Origin of the sequence: Microlunatus soli (genome assembly GCF_900105385.1) — a bacterium.
GTDB lineage: Bacteria > Actinomycetota > Actinomycetes > Propionibacteriales > Propionibacteriaceae > Microlunatus > Microlunatus soli.
Genome location: NZ_LT629772.1, coordinates 3,902,758 through 3,924,417 on the forward strand (window position 1 = coordinate 3,902,758; position 21,660 = coordinate 3,924,417).

Here is a 21,660-nt window from a genome sequence, read left to right on the forward strand (position 1 = left end):
CGGTTCGGGGGGATCGATGGCGCAGACATATGACATCGTCGTGGTCGGAGCGGGGATCGTGGGATTGGCCACGGCCCGAGAGCTGCGGCGACGCCATCGGGGTCTGGCAATTGCCGTTGTGGAGAAGGAGAGCGGGCCCGGTCGCCACCAGAGCGGCCACAACAGCGGTGTGTTGCATGCCGGCGTCTACTACAAGCCCGGATCGCTGAAGGCGCAGCTCTGCGTGCGGGGCAAGGCAGCGATGGAGCGGTTCGCGACCGAGAGCGGCATCGAGTACGAAACCTGCGGCAAACTGATCGTCGCGATCGACGACTCCGAACTCGGCCGGCTCGCGGAGCTGGAGCAACGGGGCCTGGCCAACGGGGTGGCCGGCCTGCGGATGGTCGGTCCCGAGGAGATGCGGGAGATCGAGCCGCATGTCGCGGGCGTTCGAGCTCTCCATGTTCCTGGGACCGGGATCATCGACTACGGCCGGGTCGTCGACGTCCTTGCAGCACAACTTCGCGCCGCCGGCGTCGACCTGCACTTCGGCCGGCGCGTGATCGGGCTGGATCGACGTGCCGGCACCGTCGTCATCCGAACGTCGCAGGGTGACCTCGTCACCCGCAGGGTGGTCAGTTGCGCAGGCCTGCAGTCGGACCGGGTAGCCCGGCTGGACTCCGAGCCCGAGGTCGGCATCGTCCCGTTCCGCGGCGACTACTACACGCTGACGCCGGCTGCTCGCCATCTGTGTCGGGGCTTGATCTATCCGGTGCCCGATCCCGCACTTCCCTTCCTGGGCGTACATTTCACCCGACGCATCGACGGGTCGGTCTGGGCCGGTCCTAATGCGGTGCTGGCCACTGCCCGGGAAGGATACCGGCGTCGCGATCTTGATCTTCGCGATCTTGTCGGCACGGTCCGGCAGCGGGGCTTTCACCGGATGGTGCGTCGTGAATGGCGCACCGGTGCACGCGAGGTGTGGCGCGACGTCGTCAAACGGGCTTACCTGAAAGATCTGCAGCGCTACGTTCCGGCACTGGCCGCACACCACCTGCAGTTCGGGCCGTCGGGTGTTCGGGCCCAGGCGATCGCCGGCAACGGTTCGCTGGTCGACGACTTCACGCTCGCGGTGTCGCCGGACAGCGTGCACGTGCTCAATGCACCAAGCCCCGCGGCTACTGCGTCGCTGGCCATCGCCAGTCGCCTGGTCGACGAGGTCGATCGTGCGTTCACACTGACCGCCGCGACGGCGATCGCGCCGCCGCCCTAGCGAATCCCTGCCACGCTGACGAATCGGGGGAGAACTCAGCATGACTGTCATCAAGTCCCAGGGTCGAAGACCGTCGATCCTGGCACCGAAGAGGATCACGCACCATGATCATCCGCGGCATCGGCGGCGGAAGTATCCCTGGGGCCGCTTCTCGCCGTTGTTGCGCGACGGCGTGCGCCCGTTCCTGATCGCCGGGGACGTGCTGGCCTGCGTAGCGGTGGCGATGATCATGCACGCCGGTTGGGAGTCGACGATCGGGACCACGGTCGTCTTCGTCGGGCTGCTCGCGATCGGCGGGCTGAACCGGTCCCGACTCACGCTGTCGGCGTTGGACGACCTGCCGCAGATCCTGCGGGTGTGGCTGCTCGGCTCGGCCTTCCTGGTGGTGCTGTCGCAGGTGCTGACCGGATCGCTGCAGTTGCCGCTGTTGGTCGGGATCCTGCCGGCCGTGGCCGTCGTTCGTACGGTGCTCTACGCCGTGGTGCGGAACTGGCGTACCCGGGGCTGGGTGACCCATCCGACCGTTGTCGTCGGTGCCGACGCACTCGGACGCGAGGTGGCGGAGATCGTGATCGACCATCCCGAGAGCGGGTTGCGGGCGGTCGGTTTCATCGACACGCCGACCTCGGATCGTGAGCGGCTGCCGGTGCCGTTGATCGGCGAACCCGGCCAGCTGACCGCGGTCCTGGTCGGCTCCGAGGCGAGAGCCCTGATCGTGGCTCAGGGCGGGGTGTCGGACGCGGACCTGGTGACGCTGGTGCGCAACTGCCAACGTCAGCAGTGCGAGGTCTTCGTGCTGCCACGACTGCACCAGATCACCCACGTCGGTCAGGACATGGACACCGTCGGCGATCTGCCGCTGGTCCGGCTGCGTCGCTCGGCCTATCGCAGTCCCTCCTGGCGGGTGAAGCGACTGATCGATCTGGTGATCGCCGCGATCGGCATCGTCTTCCTGGCGCCGCTGCTGGCGGTGATCGCGATCGCCGTGCGGTGGGAGACCGGCCGCGGGGTGATCTTCCGGCAGCAGCGGGTCGGCTGCGACGGTGTGCCGTTCGAGCTGTTGAAGTTCCGCTCGATGCGACCCGTCGACGAGACCGAGTCGCAGACCAACTGGAACATCGCTGCCGACCAACGCGTCGGCCGGGTCGGTCGGCTGCTGCGGAAGACGTCGCTGGATGAACTCCCGCAGCTGTTCAACATCCTGCGCGGTGACATGAGTCTGGTCGGGCCGCGTCCGGAGCGACCGCACTTCGTCACCCAGTTCGGTGAGCTGTACACCGGGTACGCCGATCGGCATCGGGTGCCGTGCGGCCTGACCGGCTGGGCCCAGGTGCACGGACTCCGCGGCGACACCCCGATCGATCAGCGAGCACGCTTCGACAACTTCTACATCGAGAACTGGACGTTGTGGCTGGACGTCAAGATCATCCTGCGCACCACGGTGACCGTCTTCACCAAGCCAGGCTCCTAACAACAAGATCATCATTCTTCGAGAGGAACAGCGATGCAGGACCTTCGTCAGAGCCACCGGGTCGACCCGGCGGACATCCCGGTCGTGATCTTGTGCGGCGGTATGGGCACCAGACTCCGAGAGGCGAGCGAGAAGCTTCCGAAGCCGCTGGTCGACGTCGGCGGCAAGCCGATCCTGTGGCACATCATGAAGACCTACGGTCACTTCGGTTTCCGGCGTTTCGTGCTGTGCCTCGGGTACAAGGGCGATCAGATCAGACGGTACTTCCTGGACTACCGCGAACACCAGAACGACTTCACCCTCGACCTGGGCGCCGGCGCAGCCCCGCGTTTCCACAAGCGAGGACAGGTCGAGGACTGGGAGATCACCTTCGTCGAGACCGGTCTGTTGACCGGCACCGGTGGCCGGATCCGTCGCGTCGCCGACCAGATCGACACCGATCACTTCCTGCTCACCTACGGCGACGGGATCGGCGCCGTCGACATCCCGGCGCTGTTCGCGCAGCATCTCGCCTCCGGCAAGCTCGGGACCGTGACCGGGGTGCACCCGAACAGCCGCTACGGCGAGATGCACGTCGAGGGTGCCGAGGTGCAGGAGTTCAACGAGAAGCCGACCCTCGCGGCCGGCTGGGTCAGCGGCGGGTTCTTCGCGTTCAACCGGCTGATGATCGACAAGTACCTCGACGACGATCCCGAGCTGTTGTTGGAGAAGAAGCCGCTGCAGACGATGGCTACCGACGGCGAGTTGGGCGTCTTCTGCCACGAGGACTTCTGGATGGGCATGGACACCTTCCGGGACTGGACCGAGCTGAACGCGCTGTGGGACTCCGGACGCCCGCCGTGGAAGGTCTGGCAGGACTGACCGCGGCCCGCAGCCACCGACACATCCCTGACCCGAAAGAGAACCATGAGACTTCTTGTCACCGGCACCGACGGCTACCTCGGTTGCCTGCTTGCCCCGGAGCTGATCCGGGACGGTCACCAGGTACTCGGCGTGGACACCGGCTTCTACAAATCCGGCTGGCTCTACAACGGCACCGACACCGCACCGATGACGCTGGTGAAGGACATCCGGCTACTCACCGCCGACGACCTGGCCGGCATCGACGCGGTCGTCCACCTGGCCGAGCTGTCCAACGATCCGCTCGGCCAACTGTCGCCGGCCATCACCTATCAGATCAACCATCGCGGATCCGTCCGGCTGGCCGGACTCGCCAAGCAGGCCGGGGTGCGACGGTTCGTGTACATGTCGTCGTGCAGCGTCTACGGAGTCGCCGACGGCGAGGTCGACGAGACATCGCCGGTCAACCCGCAGACCGCGTACGCCGAATGCAAGACCCTGGTCGAACGCGATCTACAGGCGATGGCAGACGACGACTTCTCGCCGACGTTCCTGCGCAACGCCACGGCGTTCGGTGCCTCACCCAGGCAGCGCTTCGACATCGTGCTGAACAACCTGTCCGGTCTGGCCTGGACGACCGGGAGGATCGCCATGATCAGCGACGGCAGTCCGTGGCGTCCGCTGGTGCATGCCCTGGACATCGCCCAGGCAATCCGCCGGGTGCTGGACGCCCCACGCGAACTGGTCCACAACGAGATCTTCAACGTCGGCTCGACCGAGCAGAACTATCGGGTCAAGGAGATCGCCGACATCGTCGCCGCGGAGTTCCCCGGCTGTGAGGTCAGCTTCGGCGCTGCCGCCGATGACAATCGCAGCTACCGGGTGTGCTTCGACAAGATCAGCAACAAGCTGCCGGGCTTCGCCTGTCAGTGGGACGCCGTCTCCGGCGCCGCGCAGCTGCACCGGGTCTTCGGCAGCATCGACCTGGACACCGCAACCTTCACCGGCCGGGGGCACACCCGGCTGGCGCAGTTGCAACACCTGATCGGCACCGGTCAGGTCGACGCCGAACTCTTCTGGAGCCGTTCATGATCATCACCAGAACCGCGATCGACGGGCCGGCGGTCGTCGACCTCGACCTGCGATCCGACGACCGGGGCTTCTTCGCCCGCACCTTCTGCGTCGAGGAGTTCGCCGACGCGGGTCTGCAGACCGACGTCGAGCAGTGCAATCTCTCGTTCAATCATCGCGCCGGAACCGTGCGTGGCATGCATTTCCAGATCGCTCCGCATCCGGAAGCCAAGCTGGTCCGCTGTATCCGTGGGGCCGTGGTCGACATCATCGTCGACATGCGGCCCGATTCGCCCACCAGACTGCAGCACGTCGCGGTCGAGCTGAGCGCGGAGAACCGGCGGGCCTTCTACGTGCCGCCCTATTTCGCCCACGGCTACCAGACGCTGGTCGACGACACCGAGGTGATGTACCAGGTGAGCGGATCCTACGAGCCGGCCGCCGAGCGGGGGTTGCGCTGCGACGACCCGGACCTGGCGTTGGTCTGGCCGCTTCCGGCCCAGGTGATCAGCACCAAGGACGCCAGTTGGCCGCTGCTGGCCACGGCTCGGGAATCGATCGGGGCCGGCTCATGATCATCGTCGACACCGCCCTGCGGCGTCGGGCCGAGGAGGGCCGCCCGATCCGGGTCGCGGTGATCGGCGCCGGCTTCATGGCCCGCGGCCTGGTCAACCAGATCACCAACTCCACGCCCGGGATGACGGTGTCCGCGATCGTCAACCGCACCGTCGGCAAGGCCGAGACCGCCTATCGTGAGGCGGGCATCACCCAGTTCCGCCCGGTCAGCACGCCGGCCGAGACGGAGCGCGCGATCGGGGCCGATGTCCCGGTGCTGACCGACGACTTCCGGGCGGTGATCGGTGCCGAGCAGATCGAGGCGGTCGTCGACGCCACCGGCGCGGTCGAGTACGGCTGCCAGCTCGCGGTCGCCGCGATCGAGCACGGCAAACACCTGATCCTGATGAATGCCGAGGTGGACGGCACCGTCGGACCACTGCTGAGCCGCCGGGCCGGTGCGGCCGGCATCGTCCTCACCGGCTGCGACGGCGATCAACCGGGGGTCCAGCTCAACCTGGTTCGCTTCGTCCGGGGCATCGGTTTGCGGCCGTTGGTCTGCGGCAACATCAAGGGGCTGCAGGATCCGTACCGGACGCCGACCACCCAACAGGCCTTCGCCGAACGCTGGGGCCAGGATCCACGAATGGTCACCAGCTTCGCCGACGGGACCAAGATCAGCTTCGAACAGGCGCTGGTCGCGAACGCCACCGGGATGACGGTGGCCCGACGCGGAATGCTCGGTCGTGATCATCGCGGTCACATCGACGAGCTGACCACGATGTACGACGTCGCCGAGTTGGAGCGGCTCGGCGGGGTGGTCGACTACACGGTCGGCAGCCGCCCGGGCCCGGGCGTGTTCGTGCTGGCCACCCAGGACGATCCCCGGCAACGGCATTACCTGGACCTCTACAAGCTCGGTCCCGGCCCGCTCTACAGCTTCTACACGCCCTACCACCTCTGCCACTTCGAGGTGCCGCAGACCGTTGCCCGCGCGGTGCTCTTCGGTGACGCGGCCATCGCCCCGCTCGGGGCACCGACGGTGGAGGTCGTCGCGACCGCCAAGCGCGAGCTGGCTGCCGGTGACGTCCTGGACGGTCTCGGCGGCTACGACAGTTACGGCGTGGCCGAGCGCGCCGACCTGACCGCGACCGACGGCCTGTTGCCGATCGGCGTGGCCGAGGGCTGCACCGTCCGGCACGCAATCGCCAAGGACACCGTATTGCGCTACGCCGATGTCGAGCTGCCGGGCGGTCGATTGGTCGATCGGCTGCGTACCGAACAAGCGGCCGAACTTCCTGTCGGGCAACCGGCTGCTCAACTGGCGGAAGTGTGACGCCGATGCCAGCTTCAGCCATCCCACGATCATCGCGTACCGGCACCTGGTCACTGCGTCGGGTGCTGGCCGCCGACCTGACGGCGATGGCCGAAGGCGAGACGCTGACCGGCCGGCGGATCGCGGCCCGGATCTGTGTCCATGCCCGGTGGCGAGCCGTCGTCAGTTGGCGACTGGCCCAGCGACTGCACCGGTCCCGGATCGGCAAACCGCTGGCGTTGTGGCTGACCGACCGCACCCTCGGCTTCAGCGCCGCCGAACTACAACCGAAGAGCTCGGTCGGCCCCGGCCTGGTGATCAAGCACACCGGCGGATTGGTGGTCGGCGGCGGCGTGGTCGCCGGTGCACGCCTGACCCTGCATCAGAACGTGACGCTGGGCGACCGTCGCCCGTTCGGTGGTCAACCGGAGCTCGGTGACGACGTCACGGTCGGCGCCGGCGCCTGCGTTCTCGGTCCGATCTCGATCGGGGACGGCGTCGTGATCGCTGCCAACTCCGTGGTGCTGGCCGACGTCCCGGCCGGGTGCGTGGTCGCAGGAGCCCCGGCGCGGATCGTCCGGCGCGCCGGACCGGAGCAGGTCAGCAGCACCGGACGCGACGTGAGCGCCGGGCGATGAGGAGGAACGGCGTGGACACACCGATCATGACCCAGTACGACCCGATCGGCCGGTCGGCGATCAACGCCCTGCGGCGCTGGCTGGTGCTGCCGATCGTGCTCGCCGCGCTCGGCGCCGCCGCCGGTCTGTACGCGGGCAGCCGGGCCAAGCCGAGCGCCGAGGCGATCCTGCGGGCGGAGAGTTCGGCGGTCGACGGGGCGGCGATGAAGATCGTCCAGCAGAGCGCGGTGCTCGAGCTCGACACGGCATCGGTCTACCAGGCAGCGGCCAAGGCCTCCGGCAGTACGGCGGCCGACCTGCGGACCCGGACCCAGATCGCCGCGGTGCCGGACTCCCAGCTGATCTCGGTGACGGTGACCGCCTCCACCGAGAGCCAAGCGATCGCTCAGGCCGACGCGATCGTGCACACGGCGTTGACGGCGAACGACCGGCGCACCGAGGCCGAGCTCGACAGTGTCACCGCGAGTACCCGGAAGCTGGTCAAGCACGGGAAGCTGCCGGACGCGGACGCCGAGCAGGCCAGGGTCGCACGGTTGGGCGACACCCTGGGGCAGAACCAGAGCGAGCTGGTCATCGGCGGCCGCAGCCTGACCCTGTTGCAGGGCGCGGAAGCCTCGTCGCTGCTGCCGTCGGCCAAGCTGCTCGGCGCCCTCGGCCTGTTGGCCGGGGCCCTGCTCGGCAGCGCCGTCGCGCTGTTCTTGGGGCTGCGTCGGGGTCGGATCCAGTCGGCCCGGGAGCTGCATCAGCTCTACCCTCAGGCGGCCGTCGTCGACGGACTTGATCTTGAATCGGTGATCACCCTGGAGTCGGAGAACGCGAGTGCGGTCTACATTGCCGGCATCCACCACGATCGGGCCGAGCTGGAACAGATCGCCGACGTGGTCCGGACCCAGTTCATCGCCGGCGGCCGGCCGGTGCAGTCGCCCGAACCCCGGCACAATGTGACGGTCTCCGAACAGGCGGCCGATCTGCAGATCATCATCACCAGCCTGTCCGACACCGTGCTGCGCCGGGTGGCACGGGACACCAGTGCGCTGTTGATCATCCCGGTCCGGCCGAAGGTGACCCGGATGCAGCAGCTCGAACCCTTCGCCTCGCGGCTCAACGATCGCACCTACCTGCTGGTCCAGCAGACGACCCCGGACTGGGACTGAGATGGGCCGGAGGGCCCGGGATCCGGTGGTCTGGGTGATCGGGTTGTTCGCCGCCAACTTCGCTCTGCAACGAATCTCGATCCCCAACCTGTCGATCCCGGTGATCACCGTCGTGATCTTGGTCTGGCTCGCTGCAGCACTGTGGCTGCGGATCGTCGAGCTCAACATCGGGCGGCTCATGCTGTGGGTACTGGCCGCAGCCGTGAGCGCCGCCGCCGTCCTGGCCCAGGTCCTGGTGCTGAGCAACGCCTTCGTCAGCATCAACAGTTGGCTGTTCTGGATCGTGCTCTGGCTGCCGTTGACGGTCCAGCTGCGGGACCGCAGCGCCGCCACCTATCACCGGGCGTTGCGCGGCATCGGCCATCTCGGAATCGGGATCGCCATCCTGTCGACCCTCTTCATGGTGATGCAGCTGCTGGGGCAGCCGTATCGCGACCGGATGGCCGATCTGGTGCCGTCATCGCTACTGGTCGACGGATACGTGATCAGCTATCCGGTCGCCTACGGCTCACCGATCTACAAGTCCAACGCCTGGATCGCCCTGGAGCCGTCGTTCCTGTCCTTCATGCTCGGGGTCTGTGTGGTCGCAGCGGTGCTGGCCCGCCTGCATTGGGTGAAGGTGATCGTGATCCTGCTCGGCCTGCTGGCCACCACGGCCGGGTCAGGACTGGCCGTGCTCGCCGCATTCGTCCTGCTGAGCGTGCTGTCCGGTCACGGCGCCCGACTACGGCGCTACCTGCTGCCGACGCTACCGGTGGCGGTGATCTTCGGGACGACGCTGATCGGACAGTCGCTCTTCGAGCGGGTCACCGAGGCCGGCACCAGTCGGTCCTCGACGTCACTGCGGATGATCGAGCCGTATCAGTACCTGTGGCCGCAGTGGATCTCCGATCCGACGGTGCCGTGGATCGGGCGCGGACCCGGATCATCGGCCTGGGTGGTCGGCAACTCCGGGATCGACGGGCTGCTGGTCCCCAGCCCGGCGAAGATCCTCTTCGACTACGGCGTCCTCGGTGGCGCGTTGCTGCTGATGATCATGGTCGTGGCCTTTGTCCGCTGCCCGGAGCCGACGTTCGCCCTGGCGCTGGCGATCTCGGTGTTCACCGTCCAGGCGGCATCGCCGCCGCTGGTCGCCTGCGTGATCCTCGCGGTGTCGCTCTGGTCTCCAGTCGCCGTGTGGAGCCCGACGAGACCGTCGCCGATGACCGCCGCCGCGCCCCAGCCGATCGCTGCCAAGGAGTGAATGTGTCCCGATCACTGTCGGTCCTGATGCCGGTGCTGAACGAGGAGTCGAGCATCGCTGATGCCATCGGCTCGGTGCTGAACCAGGCGGGTTGCGACCAGGAGATTCTGGTGGTGGACGGCCGCTCCGTCGACCGGACCCGGGAGATCGTCGCCGATCTCGCCCGCTCCGATCCGCGGATCCGGCTCCTGGACAACGCCGCCGTGATCATCCCCGCCGGGTTGAACGCCGGTCTGGCTGCAGCGCGGCACGAGTTCGTGGCCCGGGTCGACGGGCATGCTGAGATCAGTGCGGACTATCTGGCCCGGGCCCTGGACCGGCTGGCCGCCGACCCGAGCCTGGCCGGAATCGGTGGGCGCCGACGAGGAGTGGCCCGGACCAGGGTCGGACGAGCGATCGCCGCGGTGATGTCCAGCCCGTTCGGAGTCGGCAACTCGATCAATCACTACGCCGAGGAGTATCAGCTCACCGACCATGCCTCGTTCGGGGTCTACCGGACGGCGGCCGCGCGCCAGGTCGGCGGATGGGACGTCGCCCTTCCGGTCAACGAGGACGTGGACTTCGATCATCGTCTCCGGCTGGCCGGACATCGCATCGCCTACGACCCGGAGATGATCATCAACTGGCGGGTCCGGGAGACCGTCGCGACGTTGTTCCAGCAATATCGCCGCTACGGTCGGGGCAAGGCTGCGATGGTCCGCAAGAACGGGCGTCGCGCGGTTCGCAGCAGGCATCTGGCGGCTCCGGCATTGGTGATCGGCGTCGTGCTGTCCGTCGTCACCGCGCCCTGGGTCCCGGCGCTGTTGATCATGCCGGGTGGATACCTGGCGGGAATCGTTGTGGTGAGTGTGGTGACGTGGTGCAGGAGTGCCGAGCGAGCCGACGTCGCAGCCGCGGCGTTGCCGGCCGCATTCGTTGCAACCCACACCGGCTGGGGCCTGGGGTTCCTGGAAGGTCTGTTGTTCAAGCGATCGCCGGCGGTGGCCAGCGGGGACAGCCGGAGCCGGGCTGCGGCTGTCTGATCAGCGCCGCTGTTCGGCTAGTGTGCGACCTCGTCGTAGCGGGAACGGGCGACCTCGACTCCGTCCACGAACGCTCGTCCGGTCAGTGTCCCGGTCAACAGGGCGCGGGAGAGCGCGGCGGCATCGGAGCGGCCGGTGGCCCGCTGGGCGACCATCCGGCCGGCCGTGCCGGCCGCGAAGAACCCGCGCATCAGCACCCCTCGCGGACCCGGGTGGTAGCGCCGCAGATAGCCGGCGAAGGATGCTCCGCGCAGCCGCAGCATCTCCGCCGACGGCGCACCTGAACTGCCGGCACCGTGGGCGACGACCACGTCCTCCCGCAGTCGGCACTGCCAACCGGCGGCCCGCGCCCGCCGGCCGAACGCCATGTCCTCGGCGTAGACGAAGAAGGTCTCGTCGAAGCCGCCGAGCTCGGCGAACAGGTCCGCGCGGACCGCCATGCAGGCCCCGGTCGTCCACCCGGGGGTCAGCGGCTCACCCAGCTGCGGTTCGGCGAACAGTCCGGCGCGGGGCAGCAGCTTGTGCAGGCCGACGGCATGGACCGCGAGCCGGCCGACGCTGGGTTCCCAGCCACCGACGCCGATCTCGACCCGGCCGTCCGCGCCGGTCACGGTCGCGGCGTGTGACACGGCCCGCGGGTCGGCCGCCAGCCCCCGGACCAACGCCAGCAGATCAGCGGCGGTCGGCCGGGAGTCGGGATTGACGAAGATCACGTACGGCTTGATGCTGCTCGTGGCGCCCAGATTGGCGGCGCGAGCGAATCCCTGGCCACCGCCGGAAACGTAACGCAGCCGGCGATAGCGACCCGTCAGGTCGGCGATGCCATCGGCGTTCGCCGAGTTGTCGACCACGGCGACGGCGAGATCGTCCGGCCAGCCGTCGAGCAGGGTCTGGACATGCTGCCGGCTGCGGTAGGAGACCAGCACCACCTCACAGTCGTCCAGACCGGGTTCATCAACAGCTGCGGTCGTGTTCGGCGGTCCGGCCAGCAGTCCGGCGATCGTGGTGAGGCCGGCTCGGGTGTCCATCAGGGACAGCGCCGTCCGGCGACCGTTGCCGCCGGTCGTTTCCGCGGTGTCGGGGTCGGTGAGCAGGGACACCACCGATGCGGCGAAGTCGGCCGGGTCGTCGGACACCATCAGGTCCCGACCGGGTTCCAGGAGCAGGCCGTCGGTGCCACGCGACGTACTGACCACCGGCACCCCGGTCGCCAGATACTCCACCAACTTGATGTTGACACCGGATCCGGAGACGGCCGGGTTGATCGCCGCCCCGGCCGCATGCAGGTACACCGCCGGGTCGGCGACGTCGGCGTGCAGGTCCGCTCCCGGCGTCGTCGTGATCAACTTCCGGACGGCATCGGTGGGTCGCCGACCCACCACCGACCAGCGGGCGGTCGGAAGCCGGCTGCGGACCTTCGGCCACACGGCATCGGCGAACCAGGTGACGGCATCGTGATTGGTCCCGACATCCAACGCACCAAGGAAAACGACCGTCGGAACGTCGCTGGTCGGACGCTTCCACGGGCGGTCGATCGGCAGGCTGTCCAAAGCGAACGGCGGCACGTAGCGGACCGGAACACCGGCCCGCTGTGACCGCAGCGCGGCGTCGGCGGCGGAGATGTCGGCTATCCCCGACAACCATCCGGACTGCTCCAACCGCCGTTCGTCGGCATTGATCCGTTCCGCCTCGACACGTACCGCGACCGACCTCGGGAACGGCGCCGCAGCAGCCAGCGACCGATGATAGGGCCCCTCGAGATTGTGCTGCCGGAGTACGACGGGCAGCTCCAGCCCGTCGGCCAGTGCTCGGCCGATGCGGTGTGACTTGTAGGAGAAGATCACGACCGCATCGGCGTCCGGCGCGACCTCCGAGATCCGACTCAGCAGATCATCCGGCACCGGACGGGACGCTACGACATAAGGGGTTCGGAGTTGCAGCGCCCGAAACAGCGCACGGGTCCGCGGGATCTCGATCACCGGCGCTGGTGCCACCAGTGAGCGGATCGCGGCCAGGTCGTCCTGGCGTCCGACCGCGGCAGCATCGCTGTCGGTCGGGATGACCAGCGCACTCAACAACCCCGCCCGGGACGCGGCTCGGACGAAGCCCAGATGCTCGCGCTCGCCGCCCCCTCGCGCAGGAAGGAACGGCGAGTCCGCGACGACGATCCAGTGGCCGGTCGGGAGTGAGGCGTCGGGTCCGTGGACGGGTGCCGTGCTCACGAACATTGATCGTAGCGAGGTCGGTGCGCCGTGTCCGACGATTGCCCGGATCCGTTGCCAGGAACAGAAAAGTTGTGCTGTCGGCTGCCGGGCGACCCGCGATCCGATAGATTCTCTGCAAGCCGGGCAGCCACGCGGTGGGGGTGCTGAACCGCCCGGCACTTGGGGGAAACATGGAGCACACAGCTGTCCGAAGGCTGCCCAAATCCGCATCGCTCGACGGCCTGCGAGTCTTCGCCGTCGTGCTGACCTCGTTGGTCCACCTGTTGCCGGACAGCGTTCCCGGCGGCATCTTCGGTGTCGACGTGTTCTTCGTGTTGAGCGGATTCCTGATCACCGCACTGCTGCTGACCGAGCTGTCGGCAACCGGGCGGGTCGACTTCCGACGCTTCTACATCCGGCGGGCCAGGCGCTTGTTGCCGGCGGTGATCGCCCTGTTGGTGGTGTTCACCCTTGCGGTGCTCGTGACCGGTCCGGACCGGCGCGACATCGTCGTTGCCGTCGTGGTCGATATCGCCGTGCTCAGCTACACCTTCAACTGGACCGACGTCTTCGGCCACTCACCGCCTTGGCAGGTCGATCACTTGTGGTCGTTGTCGGTGGAGGAGCAGTTCTACATCGTCTGGCCGCTGGTCCTGGTGCTGATGATCCGTCGGGTGTCGAGGCGAACGGCGGTGCTCGTCACCCTGGCGGCGATGCTGGGCTCGACCGTGGCGCAGACAGTTGTCTTCCACCGCACCGGGTCGGTGCCCTGGGCCTATCTGACCAGCCCGCTGCACGCCCAGGGAATTCTGCTCGGCTGCTTGTTGGCGATGCTGTTCTGCTGGCGGCTCGCCGATCCGGTGCTGCACTGGCTGTCCCGGCACAGTTGGCCGGCCGTGCTCGGTCTGGTGCTGATCGTCGCGCTGAGTCTGTCGACCGGCATCGAGGATCGGTTCACCTATTCCGGTGGCATGTTCGCCGTCGTCGTGGCCGCCGGGATCGTGATTGCCACTCTTGCTGCTCAAGAGGCTGATCTTGGTGACGGCAGACTGCATCGGCTGTTCGGGCTGCCGCTGCTGGCTGCGCTGGGACGGCGGACCTACTCGATCTATCTGTGGCAGAACTTCCTGGCCTGGGTGCTGACACCGCTACGGGAAGGGCCCTGGTGGATCCCGGCCAACGTGGTCGCCACCCTGGTTGCCGCCGAGCTTTCCTACCGGTTCGTCGAGCAACGGTTCATGGCGCGTCGCCAGGTCGTGCCCCGACACGCACTCACCGAGGATCTGGTCGAGCAGCGCCGCCTCACCGCCGTGATCCCGGAAGCCGAGAAGCGCCGATCATGATCACGACCGCCAATGCGGCGAACAGTCCGTATTGGATCGTGCCGGCCTGATCGGGCAGCTGGGACTGTGCGACGCCCAGGGCCGTTACGCTGAAGGCTGCCGCGAGTTGGACCGACATGAAGACGCCGGTTGTGGCATGAGCACTCGATTCAGCGGGGACCGTCCGGTAGACGCTGGACACCGTCGGTGCTGCCACCGACCCCAGGCCCAGTCCGACCATGATCAACAACAGCAGCAGGGCCGGCAGCGGCAGCGTCTCGCCGAGGGCCGCGATCACCGCCGTCGACGGCAGCAGCAGTGCCGCGCCCACGGTGACCAGCCGGGCCGGCCCGAACCGATCGCTGAGTCGTCCGGCATTCGGCATCGCGATGATCAGGCCGACCCCGACGGACACGTACAACAGCAGCACTGTCACCCCGTGCAGGCCGCGATGCTCGGCGTACAGTGGCAACCCGATCATCTGGGAGTAGTTCAGGATGCCGACCAGGGCCATGATCAGCAGTGCCGCACCGAATCCCCGGAAGCGGATCAGCCGGAGGTCGAGCGGTGGACTGCTGGCGGGATCGGCCCGTACCGTCCGGATGCCGTAGCCGATCAACAGGACCAGGGCTATCAGTACCAGTCCGATGATCACCGCGGGCGTCGTCCTGACCCCGGTCTGGCTGATCGCGAAGAGCAACGCGCTGAAGCCGACCGTCAGCAGTGCCAACCCGATGAAGTCGGTCCGGACCGTGGCGTCCTGCCCGGCGGTCCGGCGGGGTAGCCGTCGCCAGCACAGTGCCAGCACGATCAGGCCGAGCGGCACGTTGATGGCGAAGATCGCCCGCCAGTGGCCGCTCGCGGCGAGAGCGCCGCCGACGAGCGGACCGAGGATCGGCGCGACGTTGATCACCAGGGAGAACCGGCCCAGGGTCCGCCCGATCCGATCCGGCGCGGCGAGCCGTCGGGTCAGCGTCATGGCGGTCGGCTCGACCATGCCGCCGCCGATGCCCTGGACGACTCGGGCGATGATCAACATCGTCGCCGAGGTGGACAGCGCGGCTGCCAGCGAGCCCGCGATGAAGATGATCATGCCGCCCAGGAAGAGCCGCCGCGCTCCGAACCGGGTCGTCGCGAAGGCCAGAGTGGGCAGCACCGCCGCGGTTGCGAGCAGGTAGCCGACGGTGGTCCAGGCAATCGTCGACAGTCCGACGTCGAATTCGGTGGCCAGCGTTCCGAGAGCAGTGCCGACCACGGTGGCATCCAGCACCGTGGTCAGGGCGGCGAGGGCGAGAGCGATCCGAACGACGCCGAGGCCGTCACCATCCCGGCTGCCGATGCCTGTACGCGCTGGTCCAGCTGAGTGAACTGACACGTCAGTCAAACTAAACTGAACCGTAAAGTAAAGTCAATGGCTAGGATGGGTTTCATGACGGCTGGGGCGCGAGCGCGGACAGACAAGCGGCGCGCGATCCTGGATGCGGCGGCGCCGATCTTCGGTGACGAGGGCTACGAGCGCGCCCGGGTCGAGGTGATCGCTGCGGCCGCGGGGGTGTCCAAGCCGACCGTCTACAGCTACTTCGGTGACAAGCTGAACCTGTTCCGGGAATCGATCGTCGACACGGTCGCTCAGCAGAGCCTGCTGCTGCGGCAGTCGGTCAGCGGCGTCGATCTCTCCGAGGCGGGCTGGCGACAGGACCTTCATCGGCTCGGCAGAGAACTGGTGGCCTGCGACCGATCGGACTGCAACGTCTTCCTCCGTCGGATGGTCGCCGCGGAGTCGCGGCGGGATCCCGAGATCCTCGAACTGATCGGCGGCCGGGTGGAGGATCAGGCAACCGAAGTGCTGGCCGGTCGACTGGCGATGCTCGGCAACGCCGGCTATCTGCGGATCGTCGATCCGATGCGTGCGGCCCGGCAGTTCTATGCGCTGGTGACCGCCGAGTTGGAGACGCTCACCGATCCGAGCGGGAGCAGGCTCGCCGATGACAGGTTGGACAGGGCGGCGAGCGCCGGCGTCGACACCTTCCTGAGGGCCTACGAGCAGCCGTCGGAGCGTCCGGCGCCGACCGACTGAATCTCGATTCGCGTTCGGGGGCCGACATTGTGTATCTTTGCGTGTCGGCGCGACTGATGTCGCGCCGGATCCACGAGGTGTGGATAGGCCCCTATAGCTCAGTCGGTAGAGCGTCTCCATGGTAAGGAGAAGGTCTGCGGTTCGATTCCGCATGGGGGCTCGGCGGAGGCGCCGCGGCGGGATAGCTCAGACGGTAGAGCAAGCGGCTCATAATCGCTGTGTCACGGGTTCAAGTCCCGTTCCCGCTACCACTGGTGAAGATGACGACGATCGAGGTATGGGGCTATGGCCAAGGCATCTGACGTTCGGCCGAAGATCACGCTTGCCTGCACGGAGTGCAAGGAGCGCAACTACTTGACGAAGAAGAACCGGCGGAACGACCCCGACCGGCTCGAGCTCAACAAGTTCTGCCCGCGCTGCCACAAGCACACCGCGCACCGCGAGACCCGCTGAACGCCACCGACGAACACCCGACCGGCATCCGCGACGAGCGGGTGCCGGTCGTTTTGCTTGCCCACGGCAGTCGGCACCCGCACGGCGTCGCGTCGATCGACACCCTGGCCGCGGCCGTTGCCGAGCGGACCGGACTCGACGTCCGGACCGCCTACCTCGATCTCAACCAACCCGACCTGGCCGCCGCCGCGGCCGGGCTGGCCGCCGACGGTCGACGATCGGCGGTCATCGTTCCGCTGCTCTTCACCCCGGCCTTCCATGCCCGCACCGACGCCCCGGCGACGATCGCCGCTGCCGCGACGAGTTCCGGCATCGAGCTGATCACCGCCGACATCATCGGCACCTCCGACGCCCTGCTCGATCTGCTGCAGACGGCGGCCGCCGCGGCGGCCGTACCCGATCACGGTCCGGTCCTGCTGACCTCGGTCGGCTCGTCGCGACCCGAGGCCAATGCCGCCGTCGCCGATCTGGCCGAGCGGCTGGCCGCGGTTCGAGGTGCCCCGGTCCGAGCGGCCTTCGCGACCTGCGCGCCGCGCGCGGTCGACGCCGTCGCCGACGATCCCGACCTGGCCGGTGTGCTGGCCCTGTTCGTCGGGCGCGGTCTGCTCCTGGACTCGATCGCTGCCGCCGCTTCCGACCGCGGCATCCCGATCTCCGCCCCGCTGGAGGATGCGTTGGTCCCGCTCGTCGTCGAACGCTATGCCGCCGCCGTCCGTACTCCCTGAGCCTGTCCTTCGACAAGCCCAGGAGCCTTGCATAGAGTTCTGGCTGTGATCGACGAGAGCCATGCGGGACGTAGCTACCCGCCCACCGACCCGTACCAGGTGACGGCGGGCAAGATCGCCGAATTCGCTGCCGCGATCGGCGACACCGACCCGGCCTACACCGGGACCGGTGCGCAGGGCTCGGGCCCGATCGCTCCTCCCACCTTCGCCGCTGTGATCGCCGGCCGTGCCTGGGATGCGTTGTGGGCCGATCAGGAACTCGAGCTGGAGTTGCGGCGGATCGTGCACGGCGATCAGCGGATCAGCTACCGACGACCGCTGCGGGCCGGTGACACGGTGACCGCGACCCTGACCATCGACAAGGTCCGGGCCCGCGGGTCGGTCGACATGATCAACTCCCACGTCGTGTTGGCGACCGTGGAGGGCGACGAGGTGTGTACGGCGTCGTCGACCTTCCTGCACAACCGTGGGGAGGCGTGATGACCGCACCGAGCGTCGGCGACGAGCTGCCGATCTTCAGCACCCGGGTGACCCGCGAGACGCTGGTCCGCTACGCCGGGGCCTCCGGTGACTTCAACCCGATCCACTACTCGCCCTACCAGGCCGAACGGCTCGGTCTGCCCGGCGTGATCGCCCACGGGATGCTGACGATGGCGATCGCACTGCGGGCCGTCACCGCGTGGGCCGAGGATCCGTCCCGGGTGATCGGCTGCTTCACCCGCTTCACCAAACCCGTACTGGTTCCCGATGACGACGACGGCGCCGAGCTGACGGTTGCCGGCAAGGTCACCAAGATCACCGACGACGTGGCCACCGTGCAACTGGACGTCCGGTGCGGCGAGGAGAAGGTGCTCGGGATGGCGACCGCAGAAGTGCGGTTCTCGTGAGCGCGGCAGTGCTGGCGGATGCCGCGCTGGCCGACCACACCACCTTCCGGGTCGGCGGCCCGGCCGACAAGTTGATCACCGTCGACGACGAGGCCGAGCTGATCGAGGCGGTCCGCAGCTGCGATGCCGCCGGCGAGCCGGTGTTGATCATCGGCGGTGGTTCCAACCTGCTGATCTCCGACGACGGGTTCGCCGGGACCGCGGTCAAGATCAACACCCGTGGCCGGGACGCCGACGTCAGCAGCTGCTCCGGTGCGGTGCTGACGCTCGCCGCCGGTGAACCGTGGGACGACCTGGTCGCCGAGTGCGTCCAGCAGGGCTGGTCCGGGCTGGAGCCACTGTCCGGCATCCCGGGCCTGGTCGGCGCGACGCCGATCCAGAACGTCGGTGCCTACGGCGCCGAGATCAGCCAGACACTGGCCAGCGTCCGGACCTGGGACCGCGAGCGCGGCGAACCGAAGACCTTCGCCGTCGCCGATTGCGGCTTCGGCTACCGGTGGTCCCGGTTCAAGGCCGAGCCGGGCCGGTACCTGATCTTGTCGGTCACCCTGCAGCTGCCGTTGGCCGATCTGTCCGCACCGATCCGCTACGCCCAGTTGGCCGACACCCTCGGGGTCGAGGTCGGCACCCGGGTGCCGGCAGCCACCGTACGGGACGCGGTGCTGGCACTGCGTCGCAGCAAGGGCATGGTGCTGGACGCCGATGATCATGACACCTGGAGTGCCGGGTCGTTCTTCACCAACCCGATCATTTCCGCGGCCGACGCCGAACGCCTGCCGTCCGATGCGCCCCGATTCGATCAGCCGGACGGCACCATCAAGACCAGCGCCGGTTGGCTGATCGAGCACGCCGGCTTCAGCACGGGCTACGGCTCCGGATCGGCCACGCTGTCCGGCAAACACACCCTGGCGCTGACCAATCGCGGTGCCGCCTCGGCGGCCGACCTGATCGTCCTGGCCCGCGAGATCCGGGCCGGGGTGCTGGCGCGCTACGGCATCGCGCTGGAACCCGAGCCCAACCTGATCAACTGCGCACTGTGAACACCTCAGGGCGCTTGCAGGTCTGGGCGCCGAAGCCGACCAGGATCGTCGCCGTCGCGGGCGACCATCGGTTGAGCATGATCAAGGACGAACACGACTGGTGGCGTCCGGCGGAGCCGCTGCCCGACGACCTCGGCAATGGTGACTTCGACTACGGCTTCCTGCTCGACGACGACGAGCAGCCACTGCCGGATCCGCGTTCCCGCCGGCAGCCGAACGGTGTCCACGAACTGTCCCGGACCTATGATCCGACCGACTACCGCTGGCATGATCAACAGTGGACCGGCCGGCAGCCAGCCGGTGCGGTGATCTACGAGTTGCACATCGGCACCTTCACTCCCGAGGGCACGCTGCGATCCGCCATCGGACGCCTCGATCACCTGGTCGAGCTCGGCATCGACTTCGTCGAGGTGATGCCGGTGAACGCCTTCAACGGAACGCACAACTGGGGCTACGACGGCGTCGACTGGTTTGCGGTCCAGGAGAGCTACGGCGGCCCGGCGGCGTATCAGGAGTTCGTCGACGCGTGCCATCAGCGCGGGCTGGCAGTGGTCCAGGACGTCGTCTACAACCATCTCGGACCGAGCGGCAACTACCTGCCCCGGTTCGGGCCGTATCTGACGACCGGACACAGCACCTGGGGTGAGTTGATCAATCTCGACGCCCCGGGCTCGGACGAGGTCCGTGCCTACATCATCGACAACGCCCTGATGTGGCTGCGGGACTACCACGTCGACGCCCTGCGGCTGGATGCGGTGCATGCGCTGGTCGACTCCAGAGCCGTGCACCTGTTGGAAGAACTCGCGACCGAGGTCGACTCCCTGAGCAGCCGGGTCGGCCGTCCGCTGACCCTGATCGCGGAGTCGGATCTCAACGATCCCCGGCTGATCAGCTCCCGGCAGGCCGGCGGCTACGGGCTGGCCGCCCAATGGAGTGACGACTTCCACCACGCGCTGTATGTCCGACTGACCGGAGACAGCACCGGCTACTACGCAGACTTCGCAGCCCCGGGCGCGCTGGCCAAGGTGCTGCAACACGGCTACTTCCACGACGGCGGCTGGTCGAGCTTCCGCGGCCGCAGCCACGGTCGCCCCCTGGACCTGACCGAGACCGGGACCTGGCAACTCGTGGTCTGTTCGGACAATCATGATCAGATCGGCAATCGGGCCGCCGGCGAGCGGTTGGCGACCAAGATCAGCTTCGAACAGCTGCGGCTGGCCGCGGTGCTGACCGTGCTCGGACCGTTCACGCCGATGATCTTCCAGGGCGAGGAATGGGGCGCCCGGACCCCGTTCCAGTTCTTCACCAGCCACCCGGAGTCCGATCTCGGTCGGATCGTCGCCGAAGGACGGCTGGCCGAGTTCGCGGCCATGGACTGGGACACCAGCGTGGTGCCGGATCCCCAGGACCCGCAGACCTTCATCCGGTCGAAGTTGGACTGGGACGAGCCGGTCACCGGTGAACACGCCGACCTGCTGACGGTCTACCGCGACCTGATCACCCTGCGTCGCTGTGAGCCGGACCTCCGCGAACCCCGGTTCGGGCAGCTCTCGGTCCGCTGCGACGATGCCGCCGGCTGGCTGGCGCTGCGCCGCGGCATGATCGAGATCATGATCAACTTCTCCGAGCGGCCGGTACGGATCGATGGCAACCCGGGTGCGGAGCTGTTCCGCGCCGGCCAGGTCCGCGGTGTGGCCGACGGCGTCGAGCTCGGTGGTCATGCCGCCGTCGTTGTCCGGACCCGTACCGAGACATGACGACTCCCGGACAGCGGCGCGCCACCCCTGCCGAGCACTGGGCAAGCGTCCAGCGCCGGCTCGGGACGGCGGTCACCGTCGAGCGCTGTATCGAGGTGCTGTCCGGAGCCGTGACGATCGAACACCCCAGCGATCCGGCGTTCACCGTCCTCGGCGGCGGCAACCACCTGCAACGCATTCTGGACGGCGTCTCGCCCGACTACTGGATCCGGGTCTGGGCGGCCAGGGGACTGCTCTACGTCTGGGACGACACCGCGACCGCCGCCGTGATCACCGGGCTGTCCGACGACGCCTGGCGGGTCCGGGAGATGTGTGCCAAGGTCGCCCGGCTCCGGCTGCTCGGTCAGGCCGGTGATGATCTTGCCCGGCTTGTCGCCGATGATGTGCCGCGGGTGCGGTCGGCCGCAGTGCGGGCGTTGGCCGATGTGGGCGAGGCCGAACACGCCGCTGCCCTTCGACAGGCCCTGGACGACCAGGACCGGTCGGTGGCGGACGCCGCGGACCGGGCCCGGATCACCATGGCGCAGCGACTCGACCGCGATCTCTCCGGCACCGGCGACGACTGACAACTACTCCGGCCGGCGTAGCCGGACGGTGTACGGCCGATCGGTCGGAGACTGCGCAGGCAGGATGT

General features: G+C 68.1%; 21 protein-coding genes and 2 tRNA genes. 21 read left to right on the plus strand and 2 right to left on the minus strand.

Annotated features, from left to right (window positions below; translation table 11 throughout):
- Nucleotides 1–16: 16 nt before the first annotated feature.
- From lhgO to BLU38_RS17925, 10 genes are read left to right on the plus strand one after another with little or no spacing between them, the layout of a single operon-like run.
- Complete coding sequence (gene lhgO, locus BLU38_RS17880; protein ID WP_091526849.1) at nt 17–1,252, plus strand: L-2-hydroxyglutarate oxidase; 1,236 nt, start codon at nt 17–19, stop codon at nt 1,250–1,252.
- A gap of 40 nt (nt 1,253–1,292) precedes the next feature.
- Nucleotides 1,293–2,723, plus strand: coding sequence for a sugar transferase (locus BLU38_RS17885; protein ID WP_091526850.1), 1,431 nt, complete (start codon nt 1,293–1,295; stop codon nt 2,721–2,723).
- Nucleotides 2,724–2,756: 33 nt separating this feature from the next.
- The gene (locus BLU38_RS17890; RefSeq protein WP_091526851.1) at nt 2,757–3,584 is read left to right on the plus strand and encodes a sugar phosphate nucleotidyltransferase; all 828 of its coding nucleotides are present in this window, start codon (nt 2,757–2,759) and stop codon (nt 3,582–3,584) included.
- Between the two features lie 45 nt (nt 3,585–3,629).
- Nucleotides 3,630–4,655: an NAD-dependent epimerase/dehydratase family protein gene (locus BLU38_RS17895; RefSeq protein WP_091526852.1), complete on the plus strand. Its 1,026-nt coding sequence runs from the start codon at nt 3,630–3,632 to the stop codon at nt 4,653–4,655.
- Complete coding sequence (gene rfbC / locus BLU38_RS17900; protein ID WP_091526853.1) at nt 4,652–5,209, plus strand: dTDP-4-dehydrorhamnose 3,5-epimerase; 558 nt, start codon at nt 4,652–4,654, stop codon at nt 5,207–5,209. Before BLU38_RS17895 ends, rfbC begins: the two co-directional genes overlap by 4 nt.
- Nucleotides 5,206–6,525 carry an NAD(P)H-dependent oxidoreductase gene (locus tag BLU38_RS17905; RefSeq protein ID WP_091526854.1) on the plus strand — a complete coding sequence of 440 codons (1,320 nt, stop codon included), beginning with the start codon at nt 5,206–5,208 and terminating at the stop codon, nt 6,523–6,525. Before rfbC ends, BLU38_RS17905 begins: the two co-directional genes overlap by 4 nt.
- A gap of 5 nt (nt 6,526–6,530) precedes the next feature.
- Entirely contained in the window at nt 6,531–7,142 is a 612-nt protein-coding gene (locus BLU38_RS17910) for a serine O-acetyltransferase (RefSeq protein ID WP_157683536.1), read from the plus strand.
- Between the two features lie 11 nt (nt 7,143–7,153).
- Nucleotides 7,154–8,296 (plus strand): hypothetical protein, encoded by a 1,143-nt coding sequence (locus tag BLU38_RS17915; RefSeq protein WP_091526856.1) that lies wholly within the window; start codon nt 7,154–7,156, stop codon nt 8,294–8,296.
- Between the two features lies 1 nt (nt 8,297).
- On the plus strand, nt 8,298–9,539 hold the full coding sequence (locus tag BLU38_RS17920) for a hypothetical protein (protein WP_091526857.1): 1,242 nt from the start codon (nt 8,298–8,300) through the stop codon (nt 9,537–9,539).
- Between the two features lie 2 nt (nt 9,540–9,541).
- Nucleotides 9,542–10,561 (plus strand): glycosyltransferase, encoded by a 1,020-nt coding sequence (locus BLU38_RS17925; RefSeq protein WP_197679762.1) that lies wholly within the window; start codon nt 9,542–9,544, stop codon nt 10,559–10,561.
- 17 nt (nt 10,562–10,578) lie between these two features.
- On the opposite strand, the gene BLU38_RS17930 is transcribed toward BLU38_RS17925, so the two are convergent.
- The gene (locus BLU38_RS17930) at nt 10,579–12,783 is read right to left on the minus strand and encodes a glycosyltransferase (RefSeq protein ID WP_172836177.1); all 2,205 of its coding nucleotides are present in this window, start codon (nt 12,781–12,783) and stop codon (nt 10,579–10,581) included.
- 173 nt (nt 12,784–12,956) lie between these two features.
- Between BLU38_RS17930 and BLU38_RS17935 the strand changes: the two genes are divergently transcribed.
- A complete protein-coding gene (locus BLU38_RS17935; protein ID WP_091532694.1) occupies nt 12,957–14,108 on the plus strand; it encodes an acyltransferase family protein in 1,152 nt (383 codons plus the stop codon).
- Here BLU38_RS17935 and BLU38_RS17940 read toward each other — a convergent pair.
- Nucleotides 14,068–15,462, minus strand: coding sequence for a DHA2 family efflux MFS transporter permease subunit (locus tag BLU38_RS17940; RefSeq protein ID WP_157683537.1), 1,395 nt, complete (start codon nt 15,460–15,462; stop codon nt 14,068–14,070). The two genes, BLU38_RS17935 and BLU38_RS17940, sit on opposite strands and share 41 nt — an antisense overlap.
- 54 nt (nt 15,463–15,516) lie before the next feature.
- Between BLU38_RS17940 and BLU38_RS17945 the strand changes: the two genes are divergently transcribed.
- The 10 genes from BLU38_RS17945 to BLU38_RS17990 all read left to right on the plus strand — a co-directional run bounded on the left by BLU38_RS17945 (nt 15,517) and on the right by BLU38_RS17990 (nt 21,592).
- The gene (locus BLU38_RS17945) at nt 15,517–16,164 is read left to right on the plus strand and encodes a TetR/AcrR family transcriptional regulator (protein ID WP_091532696.1); all 648 of its coding nucleotides are present in this window, start codon (nt 15,517–15,519) and stop codon (nt 16,162–16,164) included.
- Between the two features lie 87 nt (nt 16,165–16,251).
- Nucleotides 16,252–16,324, plus strand: a tRNA-Thr gene (locus tag BLU38_RS17950).
- A gap of 15 nt (nt 16,325–16,339) precedes the next feature.
- Nucleotides 16,340–16,415, plus strand: a tRNA-Met gene (locus BLU38_RS17955).
- Nucleotides 16,416–16,449: 34 nt separating this feature from the next.
- On the plus strand, nt 16,450–16,617 hold the full coding sequence (gene rpmG, locus BLU38_RS17960; protein ID WP_091532698.1) for a 50S ribosomal protein L33: 168 nt from the start codon (nt 16,450–16,452) through the stop codon (nt 16,615–16,617).
- Nucleotides 16,618–16,658: 41 nt separating this feature from the next.
- Entirely contained in the window at nt 16,659–17,342 is a 684-nt protein-coding gene (locus BLU38_RS17965; RefSeq protein ID WP_157683538.1) for a sirohydrochlorin chelatase, read from the plus strand.
- A 45-nt stretch (nt 17,343–17,387) separates the two neighbouring features.
- On the plus strand, nt 17,388–17,822 hold the full coding sequence (locus BLU38_RS17970) for an FAS1-like dehydratase domain-containing protein (RefSeq protein WP_091526862.1): 435 nt from the start codon (nt 17,388–17,390) through the stop codon (nt 17,820–17,822).
- Complete coding sequence (locus BLU38_RS17975; protein WP_091526863.1) at nt 17,822–18,229, plus strand: MaoC/PaaZ C-terminal domain-containing protein; 408 nt, start codon at nt 17,822–17,824, stop codon at nt 18,227–18,229. The genes BLU38_RS17970 and BLU38_RS17975 overlap by 1 nt, the downstream gene beginning before the upstream one ends.
- Complete coding sequence (locus BLU38_RS17980; RefSeq protein WP_091526864.1) at nt 18,226–19,269, plus strand: UDP-N-acetylmuramate dehydrogenase; 1,044 nt, start codon at nt 18,226–18,228, stop codon at nt 19,267–19,269. The genes BLU38_RS17975 and BLU38_RS17980 overlap by 4 nt, the downstream gene beginning before the upstream one ends.
- Nucleotides 19,266–21,026, plus strand: coding sequence for a malto-oligosyltrehalose trehalohydrolase (gene treZ, locus BLU38_RS17985; RefSeq protein ID WP_197679763.1), 1,761 nt, complete (start codon nt 19,266–19,268; stop codon nt 21,024–21,026). Before BLU38_RS17980 ends, treZ begins: the two co-directional genes overlap by 4 nt.
- A complete protein-coding gene (locus BLU38_RS17990) occupies nt 21,023–21,592 on the plus strand; it encodes a HEAT repeat domain-containing protein (protein WP_091526865.1) in 570 nt (189 codons plus the stop codon). Before treZ ends, BLU38_RS17990 begins: the two co-directional genes overlap by 4 nt.
- Nucleotides 21,593–21,660 lie beyond the last annotated feature (68 nt).